22 protein-coding genes are annotated in these 23,891 nt (G+C 70.8%); 9 read left to right on the top strand and 13 right to left on the bottom strand.

Translation table 11 applies throughout. The features are described 5' to 3' along the window. Positions 1–17 precede the first annotated feature (17 nt). The 3 genes from ACWEBX_RS19620 to ACWEBX_RS19630 are packed head-to-tail and all read right to left on the bottom strand — an operon-like array spanning position 18 to position 3,089. Positions 18–707, bottom strand: a complete 690-nt coding sequence (locus ACWEBX_RS19620; protein WP_451886094.1) for a UbiX family flavin prenyltransferase — start codon at positions 705–707, stop codon at positions 18–20. Positions 708–738: 31 nt separating this feature from the next. Beyond that, on the bottom strand, positions 739–1,641 hold the full coding sequence (mqnP, locus tag ACWEBX_RS19625; protein ID WP_451886095.1) for a menaquinone biosynthesis prenyltransferase MqnP: 903 nt from the start codon (positions 1,639–1,641) through the stop codon (positions 739–741). Beyond that, positions 1,638–3,089: a menaquinone biosynthesis decarboxylase gene (locus ACWEBX_RS19630; RefSeq protein ID WP_451886096.1), complete on the bottom strand. Its 1,452-nt coding sequence runs from the start codon at positions 3,087–3,089 to the stop codon at positions 1,638–1,640. The genes mqnP and ACWEBX_RS19630 overlap by 4 nt, the downstream gene beginning before the upstream one ends. A gap of 89 nt (positions 3,090–3,178) precedes the next feature. On the opposite strand from ACWEBX_RS19630, the gene ACWEBX_RS19635 reads away from it, so the two are divergent. Together ACWEBX_RS19635 and ACWEBX_RS19640 are read left to right on the top strand one after the other, a co-directional pair. Continuing rightward, positions 3,179–3,577 carry a PLD nuclease N-terminal domain-containing protein gene (locus tag ACWEBX_RS19635; protein ID WP_451886097.1) on the top strand — a complete coding sequence of 133 codons (399 nt, stop codon included), beginning with the start codon at positions 3,179–3,181 and terminating at the stop codon, positions 3,575–3,577. A gap of 1 nt (position 3,578) precedes the next feature. Continuing rightward, positions 3,579–4,484 (top strand): LysR family transcriptional regulator, encoded by a 906-nt coding sequence (locus ACWEBX_RS19640; protein ID WP_451886098.1) that lies wholly within the window; start codon positions 3,579–3,581, stop codon positions 4,482–4,484. Here ACWEBX_RS19640 and ACWEBX_RS19645 read toward each other — a convergent pair. Together ACWEBX_RS19645 and ACWEBX_RS19650 are read right to left on the bottom strand one after the other, a co-directional pair. Next, a complete protein-coding gene (locus tag ACWEBX_RS19645; protein ID WP_451886099.1) occupies positions 4,369–5,409 on the bottom strand; it encodes a DMT family transporter in 1,041 nt (346 codons plus the stop codon). The genes ACWEBX_RS19640 and ACWEBX_RS19645 overlap by 116 nt on opposite strands. A gap of 100 nt (positions 5,410–5,509) precedes the next feature. Beyond that, positions 5,510–6,157 (bottom strand): TetR/AcrR family transcriptional regulator, encoded by a 648-nt coding sequence (locus tag ACWEBX_RS19650; protein ID WP_451886120.1) that lies wholly within the window; start codon positions 6,155–6,157, stop codon positions 5,510–5,512. Between the two features lie 179 nt (positions 6,158–6,336). Here ACWEBX_RS19650 and ACWEBX_RS19655 point away from each other — a divergent pair, with 179 nt between their 5' ends. Then, positions 6,337–7,794 (top strand): MFS transporter, encoded by a 1,458-nt coding sequence (locus tag ACWEBX_RS19655; protein ID WP_451886100.1) that lies wholly within the window; start codon positions 6,337–6,339, stop codon positions 7,792–7,794. A 67-nt stretch (positions 7,795–7,861) separates the two neighbouring features. Here ACWEBX_RS19655 and ACWEBX_RS19660 read toward each other — a convergent pair whose 3' ends face one another. After that, complete coding sequence (locus ACWEBX_RS19660; RefSeq protein ID WP_451886101.1) at positions 7,862–8,197, bottom strand: ArsR/SmtB family transcription factor; 336 nt, start codon at positions 8,195–8,197, stop codon at positions 7,862–7,864. A gap of 111 nt (positions 8,198–8,308) precedes the next feature. Here ACWEBX_RS19660 and ACWEBX_RS19665 point away from each other — a divergent pair, with 111 nt between their 5' ends. The 5 genes from ACWEBX_RS19665 to ACWEBX_RS19685 all read left to right on the top strand — a co-directional run bounded on the left by ACWEBX_RS19665 (position 8,309) and on the right by ACWEBX_RS19685 (position 14,795). After that, positions 8,309–9,292, top strand: coding sequence for a quinone oxidoreductase family protein (locus ACWEBX_RS19665; RefSeq protein WP_451886102.1), 984 nt, complete (start codon positions 8,309–8,311; stop codon positions 9,290–9,292). Positions 9,293–9,361: 69 nt separating this feature from the next. Next, positions 9,362–9,820, top strand: a complete 459-nt coding sequence (locus ACWEBX_RS19670; protein ID WP_451886103.1) for a nucleoside deaminase — start codon at positions 9,362–9,364, stop codon at positions 9,818–9,820. A 214-nt stretch (positions 9,821–10,034) separates the two neighbouring features. Further along, a complete protein-coding gene (locus tag ACWEBX_RS19675; RefSeq protein WP_451886121.1) occupies positions 10,035–10,994 on the top strand; it encodes an isopenicillin N synthase family dioxygenase in 960 nt (319 codons plus the stop codon). A gap of 136 nt (positions 10,995–11,130) precedes the next feature. Then, positions 11,131–13,251 carry a hypothetical protein gene (locus ACWEBX_RS19680; protein ID WP_451886104.1) on the top strand — a complete coding sequence of 707 codons (2,121 nt, stop codon included), beginning with the start codon at positions 11,131–11,133 and terminating at the stop codon, positions 13,249–13,251. After that, the gene (locus tag ACWEBX_RS19685; protein ID WP_451886105.1) at positions 13,251–14,795 is read left to right on the top strand and encodes an ABC transporter substrate-binding protein; all 1,545 of its coding nucleotides are present in this window, start codon (positions 13,251–13,253) and stop codon (positions 14,793–14,795) included. The genes ACWEBX_RS19680 and ACWEBX_RS19685 overlap by 1 nt, the downstream gene beginning before the upstream one ends. A gap of 77 nt (positions 14,796–14,872) precedes the next feature. Here ACWEBX_RS19685 and ccsB read toward each other — a convergent pair whose 3' ends face one another. The 7 genes from ccsB to hemL all read right to left on the bottom strand — a co-directional run bounded on the left by ccsB (position 14,873) and on the right by hemL (position 22,753). Then, positions 14,873–15,994: a c-type cytochrome biogenesis protein CcsB gene (gene ccsB, locus ACWEBX_RS19690; protein ID WP_451886106.1), complete on the bottom strand. Its 1,122-nt coding sequence runs from the start codon at positions 15,992–15,994 to the stop codon at positions 14,873–14,875. Continuing rightward, positions 15,991–17,817: a cytochrome c biogenesis protein ResB gene (resB, locus tag ACWEBX_RS19695; RefSeq protein ID WP_451886107.1), complete on the bottom strand. Its 1,827-nt coding sequence runs from the start codon at positions 17,815–17,817 to the stop codon at positions 15,991–15,993. The genes ccsB and resB overlap by 4 nt, the downstream gene beginning before the upstream one ends. 3 nt (positions 17,818–17,820) lie before the next feature. Further along, entirely contained in the window at positions 17,821–18,558 is a 738-nt protein-coding gene (locus tag ACWEBX_RS19700; RefSeq protein ID WP_451886122.1) for a cytochrome c biogenesis CcdA family protein, read from the bottom strand. Positions 18,559–18,608: 50 nt separating this feature from the next. Then, complete coding sequence (locus ACWEBX_RS19705; RefSeq protein WP_451886108.1) at positions 18,609–19,226, bottom strand: TlpA family protein disulfide reductase; 618 nt, start codon at positions 19,224–19,226, stop codon at positions 18,609–18,611. A 66-nt stretch (positions 19,227–19,292) separates the two neighbouring features. Continuing rightward, positions 19,293–20,555: a hypothetical protein gene (locus tag ACWEBX_RS19710; protein WP_451886109.1), complete on the bottom strand. Its 1,263-nt coding sequence runs from the start codon at positions 20,553–20,555 to the stop codon at positions 19,293–19,295. A gap of 183 nt (positions 20,556–20,738) precedes the next feature. After that, a complete protein-coding gene (locus tag ACWEBX_RS19715) occupies positions 20,739–21,440 on the bottom strand; it encodes a histidine phosphatase family protein (protein WP_451886110.1) in 702 nt (233 codons plus the stop codon). Then, positions 21,437–22,753: a glutamate-1-semialdehyde 2,1-aminomutase gene (gene hemL, locus ACWEBX_RS19720; RefSeq protein ID WP_451886111.1), complete on the bottom strand. Its 1,317-nt coding sequence runs from the start codon at positions 22,751–22,753 to the stop codon at positions 21,437–21,439. Before hemL ends, ACWEBX_RS19715 begins: the two co-directional genes overlap by 4 nt. A gap of 583 nt (positions 22,754–23,336) precedes the next feature. Here hemL and ACWEBX_RS19725 point away from each other — a divergent pair. Beyond that, positions 23,337–23,774 (top strand): hypothetical protein, encoded by a 438-nt coding sequence (locus ACWEBX_RS19725; RefSeq protein WP_019061278.1) that lies wholly within the window; start codon positions 23,337–23,339, stop codon positions 23,772–23,774. The last annotated feature ends 117 nt before the right edge of the window (positions 23,775–23,891 follow it).

Here is a 23,891-nt window from a genome sequence, read left to right on the forward strand (position 1 = left end):
CGAGAGGTCGTGAGAGGTCAGGTGGCGGCGTCCCGGGAGCCGCTCCCGAGTTCGCCCTTCCACCGGCGGTACAGGCCGTGTTCGACGCCCGCCGCGTCGAGGGCCCGTCCGGCGACGAAGTCCACCAGGTCCTGGATGTGCGTGGCCCCCGCGTAGAACGCCGGCGAGGCGGGCAGCACCACGGCTCCCGCGTCGTCCAGGGAGACCAGGTGACGCAGTGTCTGCCCGTTCAGCGGGGTCTCCCGTACGGCGACGACCAGCGTGCGCCCCTCCTTGAGGGTGACACTCGCGGCCCGCTGCAGCAGATCCTTGGAGAGACCGAGCGCGACTCCGGCCACACAGGCGGTGGACGCGGGCACGATCAGCATGCCCTTGGCCGGATACGAGCCCGACGAGGGGCCCGCCGCCAGGTCACCCGCGCTCCAGTGCCGTACGCCGTCGAGATGTTCCTCGGGGACGTCGAAGGTGCCGGGCTTGCCGTCGGCGCCCCGCTCCAGCCACGCGCGCAGATCGGCCCGCCAGTGGGCGTCGCGGAACGCGAGGCCGGTCTCGTCGAGCAGCGTGAGCCGTGAGGCCCTGCTGACGACCAGGTCGACGCTCTCCCCCGCATCCAGCAGCGAACGCAGCACCGCGGCCGCGTACGGCGTACCGGACGCGCCGGAGACCCCCACGATCCAAGGCCGGCGCTGCGTCTGTCCTGGCTTCATGATGTCGAGCCTATCCGGCCACCGGCCATGGTCAGACCGTCAGCCCGCGCACCAGCAGGTCGAGCAGGGCGCACACGAACAGGGCGATCCCGATGAAGCCGTTGACCTGGAAGAACGCCCGGTTCAGCCGGCTCAGGTCGTGCGGCTTCACGATGGAGTGCTCGTAGAGGAACGCGCCCGCGACGATCACGAGGCCCAGCCAGAAGAAGGCGCCGGCGCCGGTGGCCGCTCCGTACCAGACGAAGAGCGCCGTCGTGACGGCGTGACAGACCCGCGCGCCCCGGATCGCGGCCGGGATGCCGAACCGGGCCGGCACGGACATCACACCGATCTCGCGGTCGGTCTCGACGTCCTGGCAGGCGTAGATCAGGTCGAAGCCGCCGATCCAGACACCGACCGCAAGGCCGAGGACGACCGCATCCCAGGACCAGGTGCCGGTGACGGCGATCCAGGCGCCGATCGGGCCCATCGCCTGGGCGAGACCGAGGATGGCCTGCGGGAAGTTCGTGAACCGCTTGCCGTACGGGTAGACGACCATCGGGATGACCGCGATGGGCGCCAGCGCCAGGCAGAGCGGGTTGAGCAGGGCGGCGGCGGCGAGGAACACGACCAGGGCGACCAGGGCACCCGTCCAGGCGTGCCTCACGCTCATCGCGCCGGTGACAAGTTCACGCTGGGCCGTGCGGGGGTTGCGGGCGTCGATTTCGCGGTCGATGATCCGGTTCGCCGCCATGGCGAAGGTGCGCAGGCCCACCATCGCGACGGTGACCAGGAGCAGTTTGCCCCAGTGGATGTTCATGTCGACCTCGAACATCGCGGTGAGCGCCGCGATGTACGCGAACGGCAGCGCGAACACCGAGTGCTCGATCATGACGAGGCGCAGGAACGCCTTGGTGCGGCCCGGCTGCGGAAGCGCCGCGGAAGCTGAACTCACAGCCCGTACTCCTTCCAACGGCGGTCGACCTTCGCCGCCGTCTGCGGGTCGGACAGCACCATCTCGGGCCAGCCGCCGTCCCGGGTGTAGCCCTCCTCGGGCCACTTCTTCGTTGCGTCGATGCCTGCCTTGCCGCCCCAGAACTGCTGGTAGGAGGCGTGGTCGAGGTGGTCGACCGGGCCTTCGACGACGGTGAGGTCACGTCCGTAGTCCGTGTTGCCGAGCGCGCGCCAGGCCACCTCGTGCAGATCGTGGACGTCGCAGTCGGCGTCGACGACGATGATGAGCTTCGTCAGGGACATCATGTGTGCCCCCCAGACGGCGTGCATCACCTTCTGGGCGTGCTTCGGGTACTTCTTGTCGATCGCGACGATCGCGCAGTTGTGGAAACCGCCCGCCTCCGGCAGGTGGTAGTCCACGATGTCCGGCACGATGATCTTCAGCAGGGGCAGGAAGAACCGCTCCGTCGCCCGGCCCAGCGGTCCGTCCTCCGTCGGGGGCCGGCCCACCACGATGGACTGGAGCAGCGGCCGCTTCCGCATCGTCACGCAGTCGATGGTCAGCGCCGGGAACGGCTCCTGCGGGGTGTAGAACCCGGTGTGGTCGCCGAACGGCCCCTCGGGCAGCATCTCGCCCGGCTCCAGCCAGCCCTCGATGACGACCTCGGCGTTCGCGGGCACCTGGAGCGGCACGGTCTTGCAGTCCACCATCTCGATCCGCTTGCCCTGGAGGAACCCGGCGAAGAGGTACTCGTCGATGTCGCCGGGCAGCGGGGCGGTGGAGGCGTACGTCACGGCGGGCGGGCAGCCGAAGGCGATCGCCACGGGCAGCCGCTCGCCCCTGCGGGCCGCGACCTGGTAGTGGTTCCGGCTGTCCTTGTGGATCTGCCAGTGCATGCCGATGGTGCGCTTGTCGTGCCGCTGGAGCCGGTAGAGACCGAGGTTGCGGATGCCGGACTCGGGGTCCTTGGTGTGGGTGAGCCCGAGGTTGAAGAAGGAGCCGCCGTCGTCGGGCCAGGTGAACAGCGCGGGCAGCGCGTCGAGATCGACGTCGTCACCCCGCAGCACCACTTCCTGCACCGGCGCGTCCTTGACCTTCTTCGGCGGTACGTGCGTCATCGCGCCGAGCTTCCCGAAGGCCTCGCGCACGCCGACGAAGCCCTGCGGCAGCTCGGGCCTGAGCAGTCCGCCGATCTTGTCGGAGATCTCGGCGTACGACTTCAGGCCGAGGGCCTTCAGCAGGCGGCGGTCGGTGCCGAACACGTTCATCGCGAGCGGCATCGCCGACCCGCGCACGTTCTCGAAGAGCAGCGCGGGCCCGCCCGCCTTCTGCACCCGGTCGACGATCTCCCCGACCTCCAGGTACGGATCCACCTCGGCCTTGATGCGCTTGAGGTCTCCCTCGCGCTCCAGCGCCCTGAGCAGGGAGCGAAGATCGTCGTAAGCCATGTGTCCAAGTATCGGCCACCCGCTACCCTGTGCCCGTCACCGGGGGGCCTGTGCCGCCCCGCCGTCGCTCACTGGGGGATCGTTCGGCCATGCTCAGGTATCTGCCGTTCCTGCTGGTCCTGGCGCTGTGGATCTACGCCTTCATCGACTGCCTGAACACGCCGGAGGAGGAGGTCAGGGGCCTGCCCAAGGTGGTCTGGGTCATCATCATCCTGCTGTTCGGCGAGGTGCTGGTCGGTCCCATCGCCTGGCTGGTCGCGGGCCGCAACCGCCGTGGTCCGTCGGGCGGCTCCACGCCGTCCGAGTGGCACCGCAACCACCGCACGGCGTTCGTCGCTCCCGACGACAACCCCGAGTTCCTCCAGTCCCTCAAGGCCGAGAACCGCAAGGACGAGGCGCTTTTGAAGGACTGGGAGGCCGACCTGCGCCGCCGCGAGGAGGAACTGAAGCGACGCGAGGAGCAGAGCAGGTCCGACGAGGAGTCCTGACGTGGAGCTGCGCCTGCTGGTGACCTTCGAGAAGGTCGCGACCGTGCTGAGCTTCACCCGGGCCGCGGGCGAACTGACGTACGCGCAGTCCAGTGTGACCAGCCAGATCCGCGCCCTGGAGTCCTCGCTCGGCACGGAGCTCTTCGACCGGCTGGGCAGCAGGATCCGGCTGACCGAGGCGGGTGAGCGGCTGCTGCCCTACGCCCGGCAGATCATCGAGCTGACGGAGGAGGCGCGGGCCGCGGTCGTCGGCGCCGAGGAGCCCTCCGGAACGCTCACCGTCGGCACGATGGAGTCCCTCACCTCGTACCGGCTGCTGCCGCTCATGGAGTTCTTCCATCACCGCCACCCCCGGGTGCGGCTGTCGCTGCGCACGACCATCGGCGACGAGACCCGGCAGGCCCTGCGCCAGGGCACGTACGACGTCGGCTTCCTGATGGAGGAGGACACCGAGCACGCGGGTCTGGAGGTCGCGGTGCTCGCGGAGGAACCCCTCGCGCTGGTCGCCGCCCCCGGCGATCCGCTCGCCGGCACGGCACCGGACACGGCCGACCTCCCGAACCGTCCGCTGCTGGCCACGGAACCCGGCTGCGCCTACCGGGACCTGTTCGAGCGGGAGCTCAACTCCCGCCTCCCGGAGGGCTCCTCCGTCGACTTCACCGAGTTCGGCACGATCGAGGCGACCAAACGCGCCGCGGCGGCCGGCCTCGGGATCGCGCTGCTGCCCGAGGTGACGGTCGCCGCCGAACTGGAGCGGGGCACGCTCGTACGGTTGGACTGGGAGCCGCCGTTCACGCTTCGGACGCAACTGGCCTGGCGGGCCGGGAAGCGGCTCCCGTCCCACGCGCGGCTGTTCGTGGAGCGGGCGCGGCAACTGGTGTCCGAGGAGTCCGGCCCGCAGGCGTGAGCGAGGCGTTCTCGGCGATCCGGCGGGCCATGATGCTCCTGGCGCTCTCGGTCTTCCCGGGAAGCGTCACCTTCAGGCCGGCGGTGACGATCAGCGGGACGCCGAGGGCCTGGACGAAGCCGATGTGGTGGCCGTAGACCGCCCAGTCCATGACCATCGCGACGGCCGGGTAGGTGAAGGCGAGCACCGCGATCTTCGAGGTCGGGAGCTTGGCGTACGCGGCGTACATCAGGACGTACATCAGCCCCGTGTGGACGACTCCGAGCCCGATCAGCCAGCCCCAGTCCGCGCCGGTCCCCCGCATCGCGCCGAAGTCGGCGAAGGGGAGCAACAGCGGGATGCCGACGACGACCTGGACAAGCGCGATGAGGTGCGGGCGGACGCCGGTGATGCGCTTGGTGACCAAGGTGGAGAGGCCGTAGAGGAGCGCGGCGAGGAGCGCCTGCCCGATGCCCGTGAGATACGCGCCGCCGTGCGCGAAGTCGGCCGGGGAGACACCGGCGACGAGGACCAGGCCGGCGAAGGCCAGCGCGATCCAGCCGGCCTTGGCTGCGGTGAGCCGTTCCCGGAAGAGCAGGGCGCCCAGCAGCACCACGTAGAACGGCTGGGTGTGGTAGACGACGGTGGCGACGGAGATCGAGGTGTTCTCGTACGACTGGAAGAGCAGGACCCAGTTGAAGACGATGAACACCCCGCCGAGCGCGGCGAGTGCGAGCGTGCGCGGGGTGAAGCCGTGGCTCCGGAAGTAGCCCCGGGCCAGTGCGTAGCCGCCGAGGGCGAGCGCCCCGAACAGGACGCGGAAGAAGACGACGTTGAACGGCGAGCCCCCGGACTCGACGACGAAGACGCCGAGGGTCCCGGAGAGCATCATGGCGGCGGTGAGCTGGCCGGCGCCCTTGTTCTCGACTGCGGTGGTGGAGGTCATGCCCCGAAGGTAGGAGCGGCTCACCCTGCCGGGCCACGGCCCACCGGGGCGTCCCGCCGATACCCCCATCGGCACCGCCGATGCGCGCTGGTGGACGGCGTCAGGCTCCGGCCCGGAGGCGGAGGCCCGCCAGGGTCAGGTCCAGCGCGGCGAGGAACTGTTCCTTGTCGTCGTGCCCGTCGAACTCCTCGACGATGTCGTGCACGAACGGGAACTCCTCGGCGTCGAGGGCACGCCACGTCTCGGTGTAGCGGCCGAGGAACTCGTCGCGGTCGACGACGCCGTCGAGCACTTCCTGGGGCGGTTCCTGCCCCATGTCGGCGGCGTTGCCGACCACGACGCCCACGACCGCCGACACGGCGTGGAAGCGCTGCCGCGGCGTGAGGTCGAGTCGAAGAGTCTGCTGCCCCAGCTTCTCGAAAAGCCTCAACGAGTTGCCCTGGACGTCGGTGCGGCGCATGAAGTGCGCGCCCAGCCACGGCCGGTCCACGATCGCGTCGAACAGGGCGAGGGCCATCATGCGCAGGTCGCCGATCGGATCGTCGCTGTCGGCCTGCCCCTCGATCACGGTCAGCACTCCGCCGAGCACGTGGTCGATGGCGCGGTCGAGCAGGTCGTCCTTGCCCGAGACGTACCAGTAGATGCTGCCGACGCCGGTGCCGAGCCGGGTCGCGAGGGCACGGAGGGTCAGCGCCTGTTCGCCCGCCTCGTCGAGGAGGGCCACCGCCGCCCCGAGAACGGCCTCGATGGAGTGCGAGGCCCGCTGCCGCCCTCGGGAAGGGCGATCGGCGGGTCGTGTTCGCGGGCCTGTCATGACATCCATCCAATCACAGCTTGCGTATTTATCGAACTGCGTTCTATCGTAGAACACCGTTCCATAGTCGAACGCCGTTCCATAGTCGACGGCGTCCCGAGAGGAGGCCCGCCATGACCACGACCGCCCCAGCGCCCGCCGCATCGCGCACCTATCCGTCCCTGCGCGCGGCGTGGATACCCCTGGCCGCGCTCTGCCTGGCCTTCTTCGTCGAGATGGTCGACAACACACTGCTCTCGATCGCGCTGCCCACGATCGGCCGGGACCTCGGCAGCAGCACGACCGCGCTGCAGTGGGTCACCGGCGGCTACTCGCTGACGTTCGGCGGCCTGCTCCTGACGGCGGGATCGATGGCCGACCGGCTCGGGCGCCGGCGTGTGCTGCTGGCCGGCCTGGCGGTGTTCGGCCTGCTGAGCCTGGCCGTCGTCGCGGTTACCACCGCGGGGCAGCTCATCACCCTGCGGGCCGGCCTCGGCATCGCCGCGGCGGCGATGGCCCCCATCACCAACTCGCTGGTCTTCCGGCTGTTCGACGACAAAGCGCTGCGCATGCGCGCGATGACTTTGATGATCGTCGTCGGCATGTCCGGCTTCGTCCTCGGCCCGCTGCTGGGCGGCACCGCCCTGGCCCACTTCCAGTGGCAATGGCTCCTGGTCGTCAACGCCCCGATCGCGTTGATCGCGGCCATCGGCGTCCGCTTCGGCGTCCCGGCCGACCGGCCGCAGGACCTGACCCACGACAAGCTCGATCTTCCCGGCGCCGGCTTGAGCGTCACCACGATCGGCCTCGCCTGCTACTCGCTGACCAGCGGCGTCGAGCACGGATGGCTCTCCACGAGCACACTCGCATCGGTCCTCGGTGCCGTCATCGCGGGGATCGCGTTCGTGTGGCACGAGCGCCGCAGCGCGTCGCCGATGCTGGACCTCCGCCTCTTCTCCGACGGCACCGTCCGCGGCGCAGCCATCGCCCAGATCGGCACGGCCATCGCGATGGCCGCCGTGATGTTCGGGCTGATCCTCCACTTCCAGTACGCCTACGGGTGGAGCCCCGTACGGGCCGGGCTGGCGAACCTGCCGATCATCGTGACCATGATCGTCGCGACTCCCCTGTCCGAGTGGCTCGCGGGAAGGTTCGGCCACCGCATCGCCTGCCTGGTCGGCGCGGCCTGCCTGGCCGCCTCACTGGCCGGCCTGTCCTGGGGCGTCGACCACGGCTACGGCGCGATCGCGGTCTGCATGGTCGTGATGACCGTCGGACTGCGCACCGTCATGACGATCTGCGCCATCGCGCTCGTCGACGCGATGCCGGGCAACCGCACGTCGATCGGCACGGCGCTCAACGACACCGCCCAGGAGGTCGGCACCAGCATCGGCACCGCCGTGGTCGGCACCCTCATCGCCGCGCTGGTCGCCACCCGGCTGCCCGCGGGCACCTGGAGCGACGCCCTGGTGGCGTCGTTCTTCCACGCCGAGCGGATCACCTACGCCGTGCTGGCGGTCGTCGTCGGCCTGATCGCGGCCAGCGGAGCACTCACACTCACCGACTCCCACGTCACCGAAGAGCCCGCCTGAGACGTCCGAGCCCCTGAGCCGTCCGAGCCGGGGTCGCCACGGCACGGCCGGGCCCCGGCGAGACCGCTCAGCGGTCCGGCTCCTCGCGCAGGACGAGGGCGAGGAGGCCCGGGAAGCGGGCGTCGAACTCGGCCCGGCGCAGCCGGTTGACCCGCCTGGGGCCCTCGTCGCGCTGCTCGACGAGACCGGCACCGCGCAGCACGGCGAAGTGATGACTGAGGGCCGCCTTGCCGACGGGCACGTCGAAACTGCCGCAGCTGCGGCTCCACTCCGCGGACCCGGCCAGCTCTCTGACGAGCTGGATGCGTACGGGGTCGGCGAGGGCCGCGAGGGCGGCCGGCACGGGGACCTCGCCGGGGTGGGTGTGCTCGGGCGCCGACCGGTGACTGGTCCGCTCCGCCACGCCGGCCTCCCCGCTCGTTCCCTGGTCCGCTTGCCGAGTGTTCGATGAAAACCATACACTCCCGAGTGTTCGCTTTTCATTGAACAGTCGAGCGTCCACCAGGGGTGTGCCATGCGTGCGGTCGAATTCCAGGAGTACGGCGGTCCCGAGGTCCTGCGGGTCACCGAGGCGAAGGTCCCCGATCCGGGTCCGGGGCAGGTGAGCATCGACGTGGTCTACGCGGGCGTGAACTTCGCGGACCTCAAGGCGAGGTCGGAGGGCTACCGCGTCCCCGACCTCCCCTTCGTGCCCGGGCTCGAGGTCTCGGGCCGCGTCCGGGCGGTCGGCCCGGACGTCACAGGACTGCGGGCCGGCCAGGAGGTCGCGGCGCTGACGGAGGGCGGGGCGTACGCGGAGGTGACGGTGGCCGACGCCGTGACGGTCTTCCCGCTGCCGGACGGCATCGGCCTGCGCACCGGCGCCACACTCCCCACCGTCCTGCCCACGGCGTACGCGCTGCTGCACACGGTGGGCCGGCTCCAGCCCGGCGAGACCGTGCTCGTGCAGGGCGCGGCGGGCGGGGTGGGCACGGTGCTCGGCCAGCTCGCGAAGGCGGCCGGGGCCGGCGCGGTGTACGGCGTGGTGTCCAGCGCGCCGAAGGCCGAGTACGCCCTCGGCAACGGCTACGACGAGGCGTTCGTGGGGTCCTTCCGGAATGAGGTGCGCGCGGCGACCGCCGGCCGCGGGGTGGACCTGGCCCTCGACCCGGTGGGCGGCGAGACCCTCCGCGGCGGCCTCGCCTCCCTCGCCCCCTTCGGCCGGCTGGTCTCCTTCGGCAACGCGAGCTCGGCGGAGCCCTGGACGGTGGGCCAGCCCGAGCTCTACCCGACCGGCCTGTCGGTCTCCGGGTTCTCGATCCTCGGCCTGGCCGGAACGGCCCCGGCCGCCCTCCGCGCCATCGCCTCACGCGCGTTCGAGACGGTGGCCGACGGCACGGTGACCCTGCCGGTGACGGCGGAGTTCACCCTGGAGTCGGCCGCGGAGGCACACACACTGATGGGTTCACGGACGAGCACGGGCAAACTCCTCCTGCGTGTGGCCGCTTCCGGGCTGTAGATCGGCACGTCCCCGCATCGCCCTCGTGTTCCGGCGACGGGAGAGGGGGAGCCGGGGGACAGTGGGGTCATGGAGCGCATCGATCAGGCACAGGCCCGCGTGTGGCTCGCGACGGCTCTGGAGGAGGCACGCGCCGGGCTCGCCGAGGGCGGTATCCCCATCGGGGCCGCGCTGTACGGCGCGGACGGCACCCTGCTCGGCCGCGGCCACAACCGCCGCGTCCAGGACGGCGACCCCTCGGCGCACGGCGAGACGGCCGCCTTCCGCGACGCGGGACGGCAGCGGACGTATCGCGGTACGACCATGGTGACCACGCTGTCCCCGTGCTGGTACTGCAGCGGGCTCGTCCGGCAGTTCGGGATCTCCCGGGTGGTCGTCGGCGAGGCGGCCACCTTCCACGGCGGCCACGACTGGCTCGCCGGGCACGGCGTGCAGATCGTGCTGCTCGACGATCCCGAGTGCACCGCGCTGATGCGCGACTTCATCAAGAAGAACCCGGCCCTGTGGAACGAGGACATCGGTGAATGACCCGACGACAGCGCCCGGCCCCGAGGGCCCCGCACACCCGGCGCCCTCCGGCTCCCCCGACGCCACCGGCTCCGCACATCCGGCTGCTTCCGGCCCGCCCGACACCACCGCCGACGCCGCGCGCCCCGCGCCTTCCAGCGTCACCGGCCTGCCCGATGCCGACGCCGCGCGCCCCGCGGCCTCCGGCGTCCCCGACGCCACCGCGCGTCCGGCGATCTCCGGCGTCCCCACCGTCGACCTGGGGCCCTGGCTCTCCGGGGACCGTGACGCCCGTGCCGCGCTCGCCCGCACCGTCGACGACGCCCTGCGCACGGCCGGCTTCCTGCTGGTGACCGGGCACGAGGTGGACCCGGAGCTGCGCCGCCGTGTGCGGGAAGCGGCCCGCGCCTTCTTCCTGCTGCCCACCGCGGCCAAGCAGCCGTACGCGGCCCGGGTCGGCGGGCGCGGCTGGCTCGGGCCCGGCGCCGAGGCCAACGGCTACGCGGAGGGCACCGAGACCCCGCCGGACCTCAAGGAGTCGCTGACGTTCGCGACGCACGAGCCGTTCGAGGACCCCGAGACCAACGCACAGTGGTACGCGCCGAACGTCTGGCCCGCCGAGGCCCCGGAGCTGCGGGCGCTCTGCGAGGAGTACCTGGCGGAGATGGCACGGCTGGAGAACCTGCTCCTCGAACTGCTCGGCCGGGCGCTCGGCCTCGAACCGGACTTCTTCTCCCGCCACATGGACCATCCGACGTACGGCTTCAACATCAACTGGTATCCGGGCACGGAGGTCGTCGGCGAGGCGCGGCCCGGCCAGTTCCGCATCGGGCCGCACACCGACTTCGGCACCGTCACCATCCTCGACCGGCAGGCGGGCAAGGGCGGGCTCCAGGTGTTCACGGACACGGACGGCTGGCGGGACGCGCCGTTCGACCCGGCGGCGCTGACGATCAACATCGGTGATCTCATGGCCCGTTGGACCGGCGACCGGTGGCGTTCGGGACGGCACCGGGTGCTGCCGCCGCCGGCCGACGCACCCGCCGAGGAGCTGATCTCGCTCGTGTACTTCGGCGAGTGCACACCGGGAACACGGGTCGAGTCGGTGCCCGCCCCCGTCGGCCGCGTCGTGTACGAACCGGTGGATTCCCACATCTACCTGCGCCGGAAGCTCGATTCGATCACTGTCGGTTGAACGGTTGAACGTTTTCGTAACTGAACGGACACCGGACGCCCTATCCCGAACCAACCCCCCCTTCTTAAACTGTTGTTGATACACCTCACAGCAGTACATAGGGAATGGACCGGACCGCGGACCAGGGGGAGATGCGGTGCACACAGAGCTGCACGGCCGGGGGGCGCTCTTCGACACCGATCCGCCCGGACTCGCGTCACGACTGGTCGGCCTGCGTCCGTACCAGCTCCGCGCCACACCGTACGAACACCCCGAGGAGCCGCCCTTCGTGGTCTTCGCGGGCGGCCGGGGACTGGGCAAGACCGCGGTACTCCTCGCCCTGCGCGAGGCCTACCGCGGACACACGCCCATCGCCCTGATCGACGGCGAGGAACGGCAGTTCGGCGCGCCGCCTCCGGACCGCCCGGCCGAGTCCTGGTCCCCGGTGGGGCAGGCGCTCACCACGGCCGCCGAACAGCTCGCCGAACCGGTCAAGGGTGCCGGACGGATCGGCTTCCCGCGGCTGTCGTCCGGGCTGCTGGCCGTGGCGGCGGGCGGCTGGAGCGACCGCGACGTGCCGCGCATCCGGCAGGAGGCGGAGCGCATCCTGCTGCTGAGCGAGACCGAGTCCTGGCTGTCGGGATTCGCCGGGCGCTGGGTGAGCAAGGTGATCTCCAAGCTCGTCGCCTCGACCAGCGGCACCGGTCCGGTGGTGGAACCCATCATCGAGGCCACCCTGGAGGCCTTCGCGGAAGGCGTCTCCCCGGCCCACCGCCGGCTGCGCAGAGCCGCCGGCTGGTACCGCGACTACCCGAACGCGGGCGGCAGCCCCAAGCTCGCGCTGATCCTGCTCTCCCGCCACTTCCGGGCGGGCGGCGACTCCCGCAGACACGCCGAACGCCATCTCGTACGGGCCCTGCTGGCCGACCTGGACGACGCCTACTCGGGCGTCGTCCAGCGCTCCCACCGGCGGGGACGCCCGGTCCTGCTGATCGACAACGTCCAGGAGCCCGCGGGCCTCGGACTCCTGGAGCCGGTCCTGCGCGACCGCGCCGACGGCATCAAGGACCAGGCCGTGTTCTTCGCCGCGCTACGGGGCTACGCGCATCCGGCGCTGCGCAACGCGGGCCGCCTCGCGCTGCCCGAGACGGCCCGCGGCACCGACTGGCGGCCCGGCGCCTCCCCGTCCTCGCGGGCCCTGCTCGTCCCGCTGCCGCCGCTGACCCCCGACGACACCCTGCACATCATGGACACCGCCTCGGGCGGCCTCGGCGCCGGACCCACCGCCCCGGCCGTCGTGCCGCCCCAACTCCCGCACGCCACGCACAGGCTGACCGGCGGCAGCCCGCTCGGCATCACCCTGCTGGCCGCCTCGGTCCGGCAGAACCTGCCCGAAGGGGCCGACTCGCTCGGCACGTTGCTCACCGCCGACATCACCCCGCACGAGGACCAGGCGGGCCGCCCCGCCTATCAGGAACTCCTCGGCCGGCTCGTCCCCGGCGGCCGCCTCGACGAGCTGACCGTGCTGGCCGCGGCCCACGACCGCGACTCGGCGTGCTCGCTCGCCCAGTCGCGGCTGCCGGAGGACTTCGGCGCGTCCGGCGTCCTGGACCTGGAGGAACGGCTCGCGTCGGAGGGCTGGGCGACGGCGGCCGGACAGTTCGTCGGCGATCCCTTCCTGCGCGCGCTCCTCCTGCTCAGGCTGCACCACGACGACACCGGCCACGAACGGTGGCGGGCGGTGCACCGCGCCCTCGTCGACCACTACCAGGACCTGGCCGACACCTCCCCGGCCGACAGTGACCGCTACCGACTGCACCACGAACTCGCCCTCGGTAAAGCCGACTTCGCGGTCGCGCAACTGCGCGACACCTTCCGCGGCGCCGACACCCGCGACTGGCTGACCTCGCTGCTGTTCATCGCCTCCGCGCCCTATTACCACGCCCACGATCCGGACGGCCGCGACTTCGAGGGCCCCGACCACCGCGCCTCCGTCGCCCTCGGCCGCACGGACGCCACGCACCGGCCACCGGACGGCGTGGACGCCGTACTGCACCTGCGCGTACGGCGGTTGCTGCACGCGGTGTGGCAGCTCACCGACCCCCTGGTGCTGCCGGACCCGAGGGTGGCCGAGCGGCTGCGCTTCGAACTGGAACAGCTCTCGAACCTGCGGCCCGCGGGCAACGCCCTGCTGTGGCGGGCCTCCCGGGACTGGCCCTCGGACGCCCTGGCCGGCCGGCCGCTGCGCGTCCCGGACGACGAGGACGGAGGACGGTGATGGCGCGCTTATGGGTCTGGCTGCGCGAGGACATCTGGGAGATTCGTTTCCGCAGGTATGTCGCGCTGACGCTCGCCGCCGCCCTCGTGGGCCTCGGCGTGTGGGGTGGCATGACGGCGGCGAAGGTGGACCGCTCGTGCGCGCCGGGAGTCGTCCAGCCGAAGGACGGCGACGAGTGCGTGGGCGTCTCCTCGACCGCGTACGCCTTCGGGCGGGCACGTTTCGCCGAGACCGTACGGGCCATCAACCGCGAGAACCACCGCCTGAAGCCCGGCAGTTACGTCACCGTCGCCCTGCTCGAACCCTTCACCGCGACCGACGCCGACAACCTCGCCGACACCCTCCACGAACTCCAGGGCGCCTATCTCGCGCAGTACCAGGCCAACCACGACACGACCGGGCTGAAGCCGAAGATCCGGCTCGTGCTCGCCAACCCCGGTGCCACCGGAGCCTCCTGGCGTCACACCGTCGACCAGCTCGACCGGATGACCGAGGCCCCGGACCGGCTGCGCGCGGTGACCGGAGTCGGAGTGAGCACCGACAACAACAAGAAGGCGGTCGCGGAGCTCACCGGGCGGGGCATCCCGGTGATAGGGAGTTCGATCACCGCCGACAGCCTCGCCAACGGACAGGCCGGCAAGGACCCCTTCCCGGGGCTCGCCCGCGTCTCCCCCACCAACACCGACGAGGCTCGCGCCCTCGCCTCCTTCGCCAAGGTGTCGGCGGCCAACGCCTTCCTGGTCTACGACCGGACCGGCGACCCGTACACACGCACGCTCCAGACGTCGTTCGAGAAGATGCTCAAGGGCGGGCGCTACGAGGCCCAGCCCTTCACCCCGCCCGCCGACCGCAGCAAGGAGGGCAGCACCGCCAACGTCTTCGCGCAGATCGCCAACATCCTGTGCAACACGCCGAAGACCACGAACACCGTCCTGTTCGCCGGCCGGCACACCCAGTTGCGGCAGTTCATCAACGCGCTGGGCGCCCGGGGCTGCTCCGACCGCCGCTTCACCGTGCTCACCGGCGACGAGGGCTCGTACCTCGCGGGCGACAAGGACCTCGACCCGGCCGCGCTGAAGGACCCGCTGCTGACCGTGCGCTACACGGCCCTCGCCCATCCCGACGCCTGGGTGAAGGACGGCGCGCGGACCGGCGGCAGCGCGGCCGACGCGAAGGTGCTCCGGCGGCTGCTGGCCGACGCCGCGCGCGAGCCGGTCGGGCCCATCGGCCCGGTGTCCCTCGACGACGGGCAGTTGATCATCGCGTACGACGCCATGCGGCTCGCCGTGCGCGGTATCCGCGGGGCCTCGCCGACCGGGCGGATCCCCGCGCTCGCCGACGTCGGCCTCCAGTGGCCCCAGGTGAAGGGCGCGCAGCTCCGGGTGAACGGGGCGAGCGGGTGGATCTGTCTGGACGCCCACGGGAACCCGTACGACAAGGCCGTGCCGATCGTGGAACTGACCCACGACAGCCGCGCCCGTTTCGTGAGGATCGCCTGGCCGGACGGGAAGCCGCCGGCGGCGCAGTGCCTGCCGCCGTCCTAGGCTCCGGCCGCGCGCCCAGGGAAAAGGCCGGCCTCCGTGACAGGGTCACGGAGGCCGGCCTTCGCGTGCGGGGCGGGTCAGACGCCCGCGTAGGAGTGCTTGCCGCCGACGAAGATGTTGACGCCGTAGTAGTTGAACAGCCAGCAGCCGAAGGCGATCAGGGCGATGTAGGCGGCCTTGCGGCCCTTCCAGCCCGCCGTGGCGCGCGCGTGCAGGTGACAGGCGTAGGCGACCCAGGTGATGAACGCCCAGGTCTCCTTCGGGTCCCAGCCCCAGTAGCGGCCCCAGGCGTCGCCCGCCCAGATCGCGCCCGCGATGATCGTGAAGGTCCACAGCGGGAAGACGGCCGCGTTCACGCGGTAGGAGAACTTGTCGAGCGAGGCCGAGGCGGGCAGCCGCTCCATGACGGAGGTGGCGAACCGGCCGGGCGTTCCGCCGTTCACGAGCTTGTTCTCGTACGAGTCCTTGAAGAGGTACAGCACCGTGCCGACGGCGCCCACGTAGAAGACGGCGCCGCACAGGATCGCGGTCGAGACGTGGATGTACAGCCAGTACGAGTGCAGCGCGGGGACGAGCTGGTCGCTCGCGGTGTACAGGACGGTGACCGCGAGACCGAGGTCGAGCAGGACCGTGGTGATCAGCGGGAGGCCGAGCCAGCGGACGTTCTTCTTCAGCGCGAGCAGGACGAGGAAGACCCCGACGGCGACGGTGGAGAAGGTGATGTTGAACTCGTACATGTTGCCCCAGGGGGCCCGCCGCACCGACAGGGCGCGGGCGAGCACACCGGCCGCCTCGACGCCCCACGCGAGCACGCTGAGGGACACGGCGATCCGGCCGTAGAGGTCGCCCTGTTCGTCCCCGCCGTGGGCGCCGGGCCCGTCGGGCACGTCCCGCGCGCCGGCGGCGGACCGGGTGACGACCTTCGGCCGCTCCAGCACCGCGGTGGTACCGGCCTTCCGCACGGTGACCTCGGGGGCCGACGCGGCCGCCTCCGCGCCGTTCGCGGTGAGCGCGCTGGCGGTGCGGGCGACCTTGCTGCGGCTGCCGAAGAGCCATTCGGCGATGAAGGCGAAGAAGGCCAGGGTGTAGACGGCCATCGCGGAGTAGATCAGCGTGTTGCTGATGTTGGCGAGGTGTTCGTTGGTCGCGGTGGCCAGTTCGGTCACGGCGCCCAGGTCGTGTGCGGTGGCGAGCGTCACTGCTTCTCGGCCCCTTCAGCGGCGGGTACGGGGGGTTCGGCGTCGGCGTCGGTGGGTGCCGCGTCTTCGTCGGGCTTGGTGGGTGCCTGTTCGTGCACGAGCGCGGCCAGGTCGCCGAGCTCCTCGGGCAGTTTCGCGGACTCGCTGCGGCCGAGCCCGGCCATCTCGACGACGGTGACACCGTCGTCGCCGGTGGTCGCCCGCACCCAGACCCGGCGGCGCTGGATGAACAGCGACCCGGCGAGTCCGAAGATCGCGGTGAACGCTCCGGCCAGCGCCCAGTCACTGCCGGGCTGCTGGGTGACCTGGAAGTTCGCCCACTCCTTGATGTCCTTGTCGAAGGTGATCGAACCGGCGCCGTCCGGCAGCGCCATCGTCTCGCCGGGCCGCAGCCGCGCCTTGAGGATCGCGCCCTTGGCGTCCTTGAACTGCTTCATGTGGTCGGTGTCGAGCTGGTACACGTTCTGTGGGAGACCCGCGTCGACCCCGAGGCTGCCGTGGAAGCCGCTCAGCGCGAGGACGGGGTAGTCGAGCGCGGGGAACTGGGAGAACATGTCGCCCTTGCCGGCCCCGGCGAAGGTCGGCACGAAGAACGCGGAGAAGCCGAGCTGTTCGGTCTTGCCCTGCGCGTTCTTGTAGCCGTCCATGACCTTGACGGCGCCCTGCGAGGTGACGTTGGAGTCCAGCGGCAGCAGCGGCACGGCGTCGTGGAAGACGACGTTGCCCTTGCCGTCGCGGACGGTCACGGTGGGCGCGTAGCCGTGGGCGGTCAGATAGACCTTCGTGTCGCCGATCACGAGCGGTTCGTTGACCTTGACGAGCGTCTTGCGCTCCTTGCCGTAGGCACCCTCGCTGTAGGTGAGGGCCGCCTGGTACGTGCGGGGCGTGCCCTTGTTGGGGCCGGTCCGCTCGTAGGTGCCGGTGAAGTTCTTCAGGTCGAAGCTGAACGGTGTCAGGTCGTCGGTGCTGAAGAGGTTGCCGGACTTGAAGTCGTCGTAGGACAGCAGCGTGTTGGAGAAGCCGTCGCCCTCGACGATCAGCTTGTCGCCCTCGGACTTGAAGAGCTGGCCCCAGGCGAAGGCGACGAGCATCACGATGAGCGCGATGTGGAAGAGCAGGTTGCCGGTCTCGCGGAGGTAGCCCTTCTCCGCGGCGACGGCGTCCTTGTCGACGTGCGCCCGGAACCGCTTCTGCTTGAGCACCTTGAGCGCGATCTCGCGGACCTGCTCGGGCTCCGCCGCGGTGCGCCAGGTCGTGTACGCGGGCAGCCGGGTCAGCCGCTTGGGGGCGCCCGGCGGACGGCCGCGGAGCTGACCGACGAACTGCCAGGTGCGGGGCACGATGCAGCCGATGAGCGAGACGAACAGCAGGATGTAGATCGAGGAGAACCACACCGAGCTGTACACGTGGAACAAGCCGAGCCGGTCGTAGAGCGGACCGAGCACACTGTGCGCGTCCTTGAACGCCTGCACCTTCGCGGCATCGGTGCCGGACTGCGGGATCAGCGATCCGGGGATGGCGCCCAGCGACAGCAGGAAGAGCAGGATCAGCGCGACCCGCATCGACGTGAGCTGGCGCCAGATCCAGCGGACCCAGCCGGTGACCTCACGGCCGGTCCAGGCGATCCATCCCAGCGCGCCGGGGGTGCGCGCGCCGCCGAAGGAGCCGGGCATCGCCGTCTCCACGGGCGCGGTGGAGAGCTGCGCCCCGGCCTCGCCGATCTCGCGGGCGTCCAGCGTCTCCCGGGAGGCCGGCGTATCCTCGCCGGCCGGTTCCCCGGCGCCGGCCGGGCCGGTCGTCTTGCCGGTGTCAGTGCTGCTCATGCGTCAGATCCCTACCGTGAAGCCGTCGGACCAGGTCTGCATCTGCTGCACGATGCCGTCCCAGGCACCGGTCAGCAGGAGAAGGCCGGTCACGATCATCATTCCGCCGCCGATCCGCATCACCCAGGTGTAGTGACGCTTCACCCAGCCGAACGCGCCGAGCGCCTTGCGGAAGGCGACCGCGGCGAGCACGAAGGGCACCCCCAGACCGAGGCAGTAGGCGACCGTCAGTATGGCCCCCCGCCCGGCGCTCGCCTGGTCCATGGAGAGCACGGTGACGGAGGTGAGTGTCGGGCCCAGGCACGGCGTCCAGCCGATGCCGAAGAGCGCGCCCAGGATCGGGGCGCCCGCGAGCCCGGTCACCGGCCGCCGGTGGAAGCGGAACTCGCGCTGGGTGAGCCAGGGCATCAGCCCCATGAAGAACACACCCATCAGGATCATCAGCGCGCCGAGGACCTTGCTGAGCGTGCCGTTGTACTCGTGCAGCGTCGAGCCGAAGTAGCCGAACAGCGCGCCGCCGGAGACGAACACGGCGGTGAAGCCGAGCACGAACAGACTGGCGCCCGCGACCATCCGTCCCCGTCTGGCCTCCGCCAGATCCGTGCCGCTGACTCCGGTGACGTACGACAGATAGCCGGGGACGAGCGGCAGGACGCACGGCGAGAAGAAGGAGACGAGGCCGCCGAGCACGGCGATGGGCAGCGCGAGCAGCAGGGCGCCGCTGTAGACCGTGGTGTTCATGTCGGTCGAGGCGGCGAGGTCCGTGGACGTCTGGAGAAGGGACACGTCGGTCACTTCTCCGCGAGGACGGGGTCGAGCATCTCGTGCAGTTTGACCTCGCTGAGCGCCTGCAGCGTGCGGGCCGCGATCTTCCCGTCCCGGTCGATGATGATCGTGGAGGGAATCGTCTGCGGGTTGAGCGTGCCCCTCTTGAAGCGGAGCATCAGCTTGCCCTTCGGGTCGTACAGGCTGGGGTACGGGACGCCCTGCGCCTTTTCGAAGGCCTTGGCCGGGGAGGTACTGGGGTCACGGGTGTTGATGCCGACGAACTGCACGCCCTGCGCGGCGGTCTCCTTGGCGACCTTGACCAGGTTCGGTGTCTCGGCGCGGCACGGAGGACACCAGGAGCCCCACACGTTGAGGACGACGATCTTGCCCTTGTAGTCCGCGACGTCGAGCTGCTCGCCGTCTATGGTCTTGCCCGAGAGGTCGGGGGCGGCGTCCCTCGACCCCTTGGCGACGGTGGAGATGCCGTCCTTGCCGCGGACGAAGTTGCTGTTGTCCGAGCCGCCGGAGGTGCCGCCGGAGCCGCACGCGGACAGCACGAGCGCGGCGACGGCGGCCCCCGCGGCGTAAAGGGCGGCGCGGGGGCGGTTCGGGCGCTGGTCTGCGCGGCAGGCGGCACTCATGTGAAAAGTTTCGCATGCCCGTTTCGGGGATCTTCCGCACCCCCCTTGCGGGCGGATACCCGCATTTCAGGCGGCATGCCCCCGAAGGTAGCGGTGCCAGCCGCCGGAGGGCTCCTCGGCCACGTCCATCGCCTGGAGTTTCGCCAGCACCTCGGGCCGCTGGACGTCGAGCCAGTCCACGAACTGCCGGAAGGAGACCAAGCGCACGTCGCCGCCCTTCTGCTTCTGCTGGGCGATGTGCGTGAAGACGTGCTCGACGGCGTCCATGTAGATGCCGCCGTTCCACTCCTCGAAGTGGTTGCCGATGAAGAAGGGCGCGCGGTTCGTCTCGTACGCCCGCTTGAATCCCGCCACGTACGACGCGGACGCCTGGGTGCGCCAGCCCGGGTAGTTGTACGAGGGCGCCCGGGTGGTGGCGACCGACTGGTTGGCGAGGATGTTGTAGTCCATCGAGAGGACCTCGAAGCGGTGCCCGGGGAAGGGCATCGCCTGCAGGGGCAGGTCCCACAGCCCTTCCTTCTTCTGCGGCCAGCGCTGGACGCCGCCGGGCGAGGAGGCGTCGTAGCGCCAGCCGAGCTCCTTGACGGCGGGCAGCAGGCTGTTCTGGCCGAGCAGGCACGGGGTGCGGGCGCCGATGAGCTCCTTCTCGTAGTCGAAGGGCAGCGGGGGCAGGTCGGTCCAGCCCGTGTTGGTGCGCCACTCGGTGACGAAGGACTTGGCCTGCTCGATCTCGCTGGTCCACTGGCGGGCCGTCCAGTTGCCGACCGAGCCGGAGCCGCCGCAGAAGTGGCCGTTGAAGTGGGTGCCGATCTCGTGGCCGTCGAGCCAGGCCTGACGGACCAGCTTCAGGGTGGAGCGGACGTGTTCGTCGCTCAGGTAGCCGATGTCCGAGGCGCCGCGGGGGTTGTTGGGCGGGTCGTACAGGCGCTTCTTCGACTCGGGCAGCAGATACAGCCCGGAGAGGAAGAACGTCATGTGCGCCTCGTTCTCACGGGCGAGCTGGAGGAAGCGGTCGAAGAGGCCGGTGCCGACCTCTCCGGCCCCGTCCCAGGAGAAGACCACGAACTGCGGCGGGGTCTCACCGGGCTCCAGCGGCACAGGGGCCTGCGGCTGGCGCGGCTGCTTGCCGGTGTAGGCGGTGGAGCCGTCACCGATGAGACGCGCGGCCGGCTTCTTCGGGGCACCGGGCCGGCCGGTGCCCGCCGTGGCGGAGGTGTCGGGATGCCTCGTCGCGTCCTTGCCCGAGGTGGTGCCGCACGCGGCGAGTCCGAGCGCGGTCGCCGCACCCGCACCGAGGCCGATCATTCCCCTTCGGCTGACGTCCCGCATACGGACCTCTTTTCATCGCACCCTCTCAGCTGGCTCTCAGCTGGCATCCCATGAGAGGGCACGATGAAGTCCGAGGTTCCGATAAACGCGCGGTGATTTATATGATTTTACGAAGATGCGCCCATTCGGCCCGGGTTTCGGAGGGGCCCGTCAGGCCCGAACGCCGGCCCCGGGCATCTGGCATCAGGCCCCGAACGCCTTGCTCTTGCCCGGCACCGGCTTGGCGCCCGCCAGGAGATGAGCCGGAACCAGATCGCGCGCGGGCTCGGTGTAGCCCACGGAAACGATCTTGTCGCCGCGGTAGGTGAACGTCGTCAGCGAAGCCAGGGTGCACTGCCGCTTGCGCGGGTCGTGCCACAGCCGCCGCTTCTCCGCGTAGCTGCGGACGATCCAGATCGGAAGCTGATGGCTCACCAGCACCGCCTCGTGGCCGCGCGCGGCGTCCTTGGCGGCGTCCAGCGCGCCCATCATGCGGACGACCTGGTCCACGTACGGCTCGCCCCAGGACGGCTTGAAGGGGTTGACGAGGTGCTTCCAGTTCTCCGGCCGCCGCAGCGCGCCGTCCCCGACACCGAAGGTCTTGCCCTGGAAGACGTTGTCGGCCTCGATGAGCCGCCCGTCGGTCGCCAGGTCGAGCCCGTGGGCCTTCGCGATCGGCGTCGCCGTCTCCTGCGCCCGCTCCAGCGGCGAGGCCACGACATGCGTGACATCGCGCGCGCTGAGGTGCTCGGCCACCCGGTCGGCCATCTGCCGGCCCAGCTCGGACAGGTGGTACCCGGGCAGCCGCCCGTAGAGCACCCCTTCCGGGTTGGCGACCTCGCCGTGCCGCATCAGATGGACGACGGTGATGTCGCCGGCGCCGTTCTTGCCGGTGGTCTCGCTCATGCCGTGGCCTCCGCCGCTGCCCGTGCCGCCGCCGGAAGGGCGTCGGCGATCCTCTGAACCGCCTGGTCGTCATGGGCCGTCGACACGAACCACGACTCGAAGGAGGACGGCGGCAGGTAGACGCCCTGCGCCAGCATCGAGTGGAAGAACGCGGTGTAGCGGAAGGACTCCTGCGCCTTCGCGTCCTCGTAGTCGCGCACCTGGCGTCCCGTGAAGAAGACGGAGAACATGTTGGAGGCGCTCTGCAGACGGTGGGTCACACCCTCCTTGGTGAGCGCCTCGGTCACCAGCGTCCTGATCCGCTCCGACACCGCGTCGATCGTGTCGTACGCGGCCTCGTCGAGCAGCCGGAGCTGCGCGAGCCCGGCGGCGGTGGCGACGGGATTGCCCGAGAGCGTGCCCGCCTGGTACACCGGCCCGGCCGGCGCGAGGTGCGCCATCACGTCCGCGCGGCCACCGAACGCGGCGGCCGGGAAGCCACCGCCCATCACCTTGCCGAAGGTCATCAGGTCGGGACGCACGCCGTCGATCCCGAACCAGCCGGCCCGGCTCGTGCGGAAGCCGGTCATGACCTCGTCGGAGACGAACAGGGCGCCGTTCTTCGCGCAGGCGTCCCTGAGGCCCTGGTTGAAGCCGGGCGCGGGCGGCACCACACCCATGTTGCCGGGCGAGGCCTCGGTGATCACACAGGCGATCTCGCCGGGGTGCGCGTGGAACGCGGCCTGCACGGCTTCGAGATCGTTGTACGGCAGGACGATGGTGTCGGCGGCCTGGGCGCCGGTGACGCCGGGCGTGTCGGGCAGCGCGAAGGTCGCGACCCCGCTGCCCGCCGCGGCCAGCAGCGAGTCGACATGGCCGTGGTAGCAGCCGGCGAACTTGATCACCTTCGTGCGCCGGGTGAACCCGCGGGCGAGCCGGATGGCCGACATGGTCGCCTCGGTGCCGCTGGAGACGAGCCGGACCTGCTCGACGGGCTCGACGCGGGAGACGATCTCCTCGGCGAGGGCCACCTCTCCCTCACCGGGCGTACCGAAGGACGTACCGCGCGCGACGGCCTCCTGAGCGGCGGCGACGACCTCGGGGCGGGAGTGCCCGAGGATCATCGGACCCCAGGAACAGACGAGGTCGACGTACTCACGGCCGTCGGCGTCGGTCAGATACGGACCGGTACCGGACACCATGAACCGGGGCGTACCGCCCACGGCGCGGAAGGCGCGCACCGGAGAATTCACGCCACCTGGTGTGACGGCCGCCGCGCGGTCGAACAGCGACTGCGAGGCTGGGGCTTCGTAGGGATAAGGCAGTTCGGTCATGACCTGCGACGTCTCCGACTCCGGGGGGCTAGTGACCTCCTCAGGGTAGGCCAGGGGGCCCGGTGGACCGTGAGGGGAAGAGCGGGGCGCCGTGAACGGACGGCCCCGGCCCGACGTACGGCTCCACAGAGGAAAGATCCCGGCCATCGCCGGGCCGGTGTGACGGAGCCCTGGACGACAACCGGGTCCCTTCCCCCGGCCATCTGCGAAACTGGGACCACGAACGGACAGCTCACATGAACGACGGTGTTCAGGGGCCGCGAAGATCCCGCGGACAGGTATTTCGGCGTACGTTTCGGCGTGCGACCGTGGGGGAGGTCACTGTCACGATGATCGGGTTGCGTGGCGGGGGTCGCGCGACTTAGAAAAGCAGTCGGGTGGAGATATGCATCGCGGTGGCGGACTGGGCGAGGGGACCGATGACCTCAACCCTCGGCGTGCCCGGCGGGGGAAACACCGACGTGAGGCGGAGGAAGCGGCGGCCGGCAGAGCCGGCCAGATACAGGGCTCGCAGGGTGACCCCGACGAGCGGATCGATCGCGCGGTCGAGCGACTGCGGGCGGAGAGCGGGAATGGTGGCCGAGTGGGGGTGACGTACAAATATTTCGGCGCGCCGGACGGCGCGACGGCCGCCAGGGTCCCGATCTCGATGCGTCCCGAGGAACTCGGCGGCGACGAACTCGGCATGAACGGCATGTTCACCAAGATCAAGCCGGAGACGATGGCCGCGATGGTCCTCACCGGCATAGAAGGCGTCCCCCTGAACAAGGTGCCGCCGCTGGAGCTCGTCGTCCTGCACCCCGACTACGCCGTGGTCAAACTCCCCATGACCGTCGTCGACCCGCTGCGCGGCATAGGCGAGGAGGCCGTGGGCGCGGCCGCCTTCATCTGGTCCACCGTCCCGGACCGCGGCGGCCCGCGCGACGCGTTCAACGTCTACCAGCTCCTGCACGAGTGGCAGGACTTCTCCCACCGCCTGCACGAGGCGGGGCATCAGCCGTACTGCCTGGTGTGGCCCTGATCCCGGGGTCCTGAGGCAGCGGGCGGGGTTTCCGGACCCCGCCTTTCTCATGCCCGGGGACGATCGCCTCTCCCGCCGGGGACAGTCGCCTCTCCTCCCCGGGGACGATCGCCTCTC

The organism is Streptomyces sp. NPDC005070, from assembly GCF_053600395.1.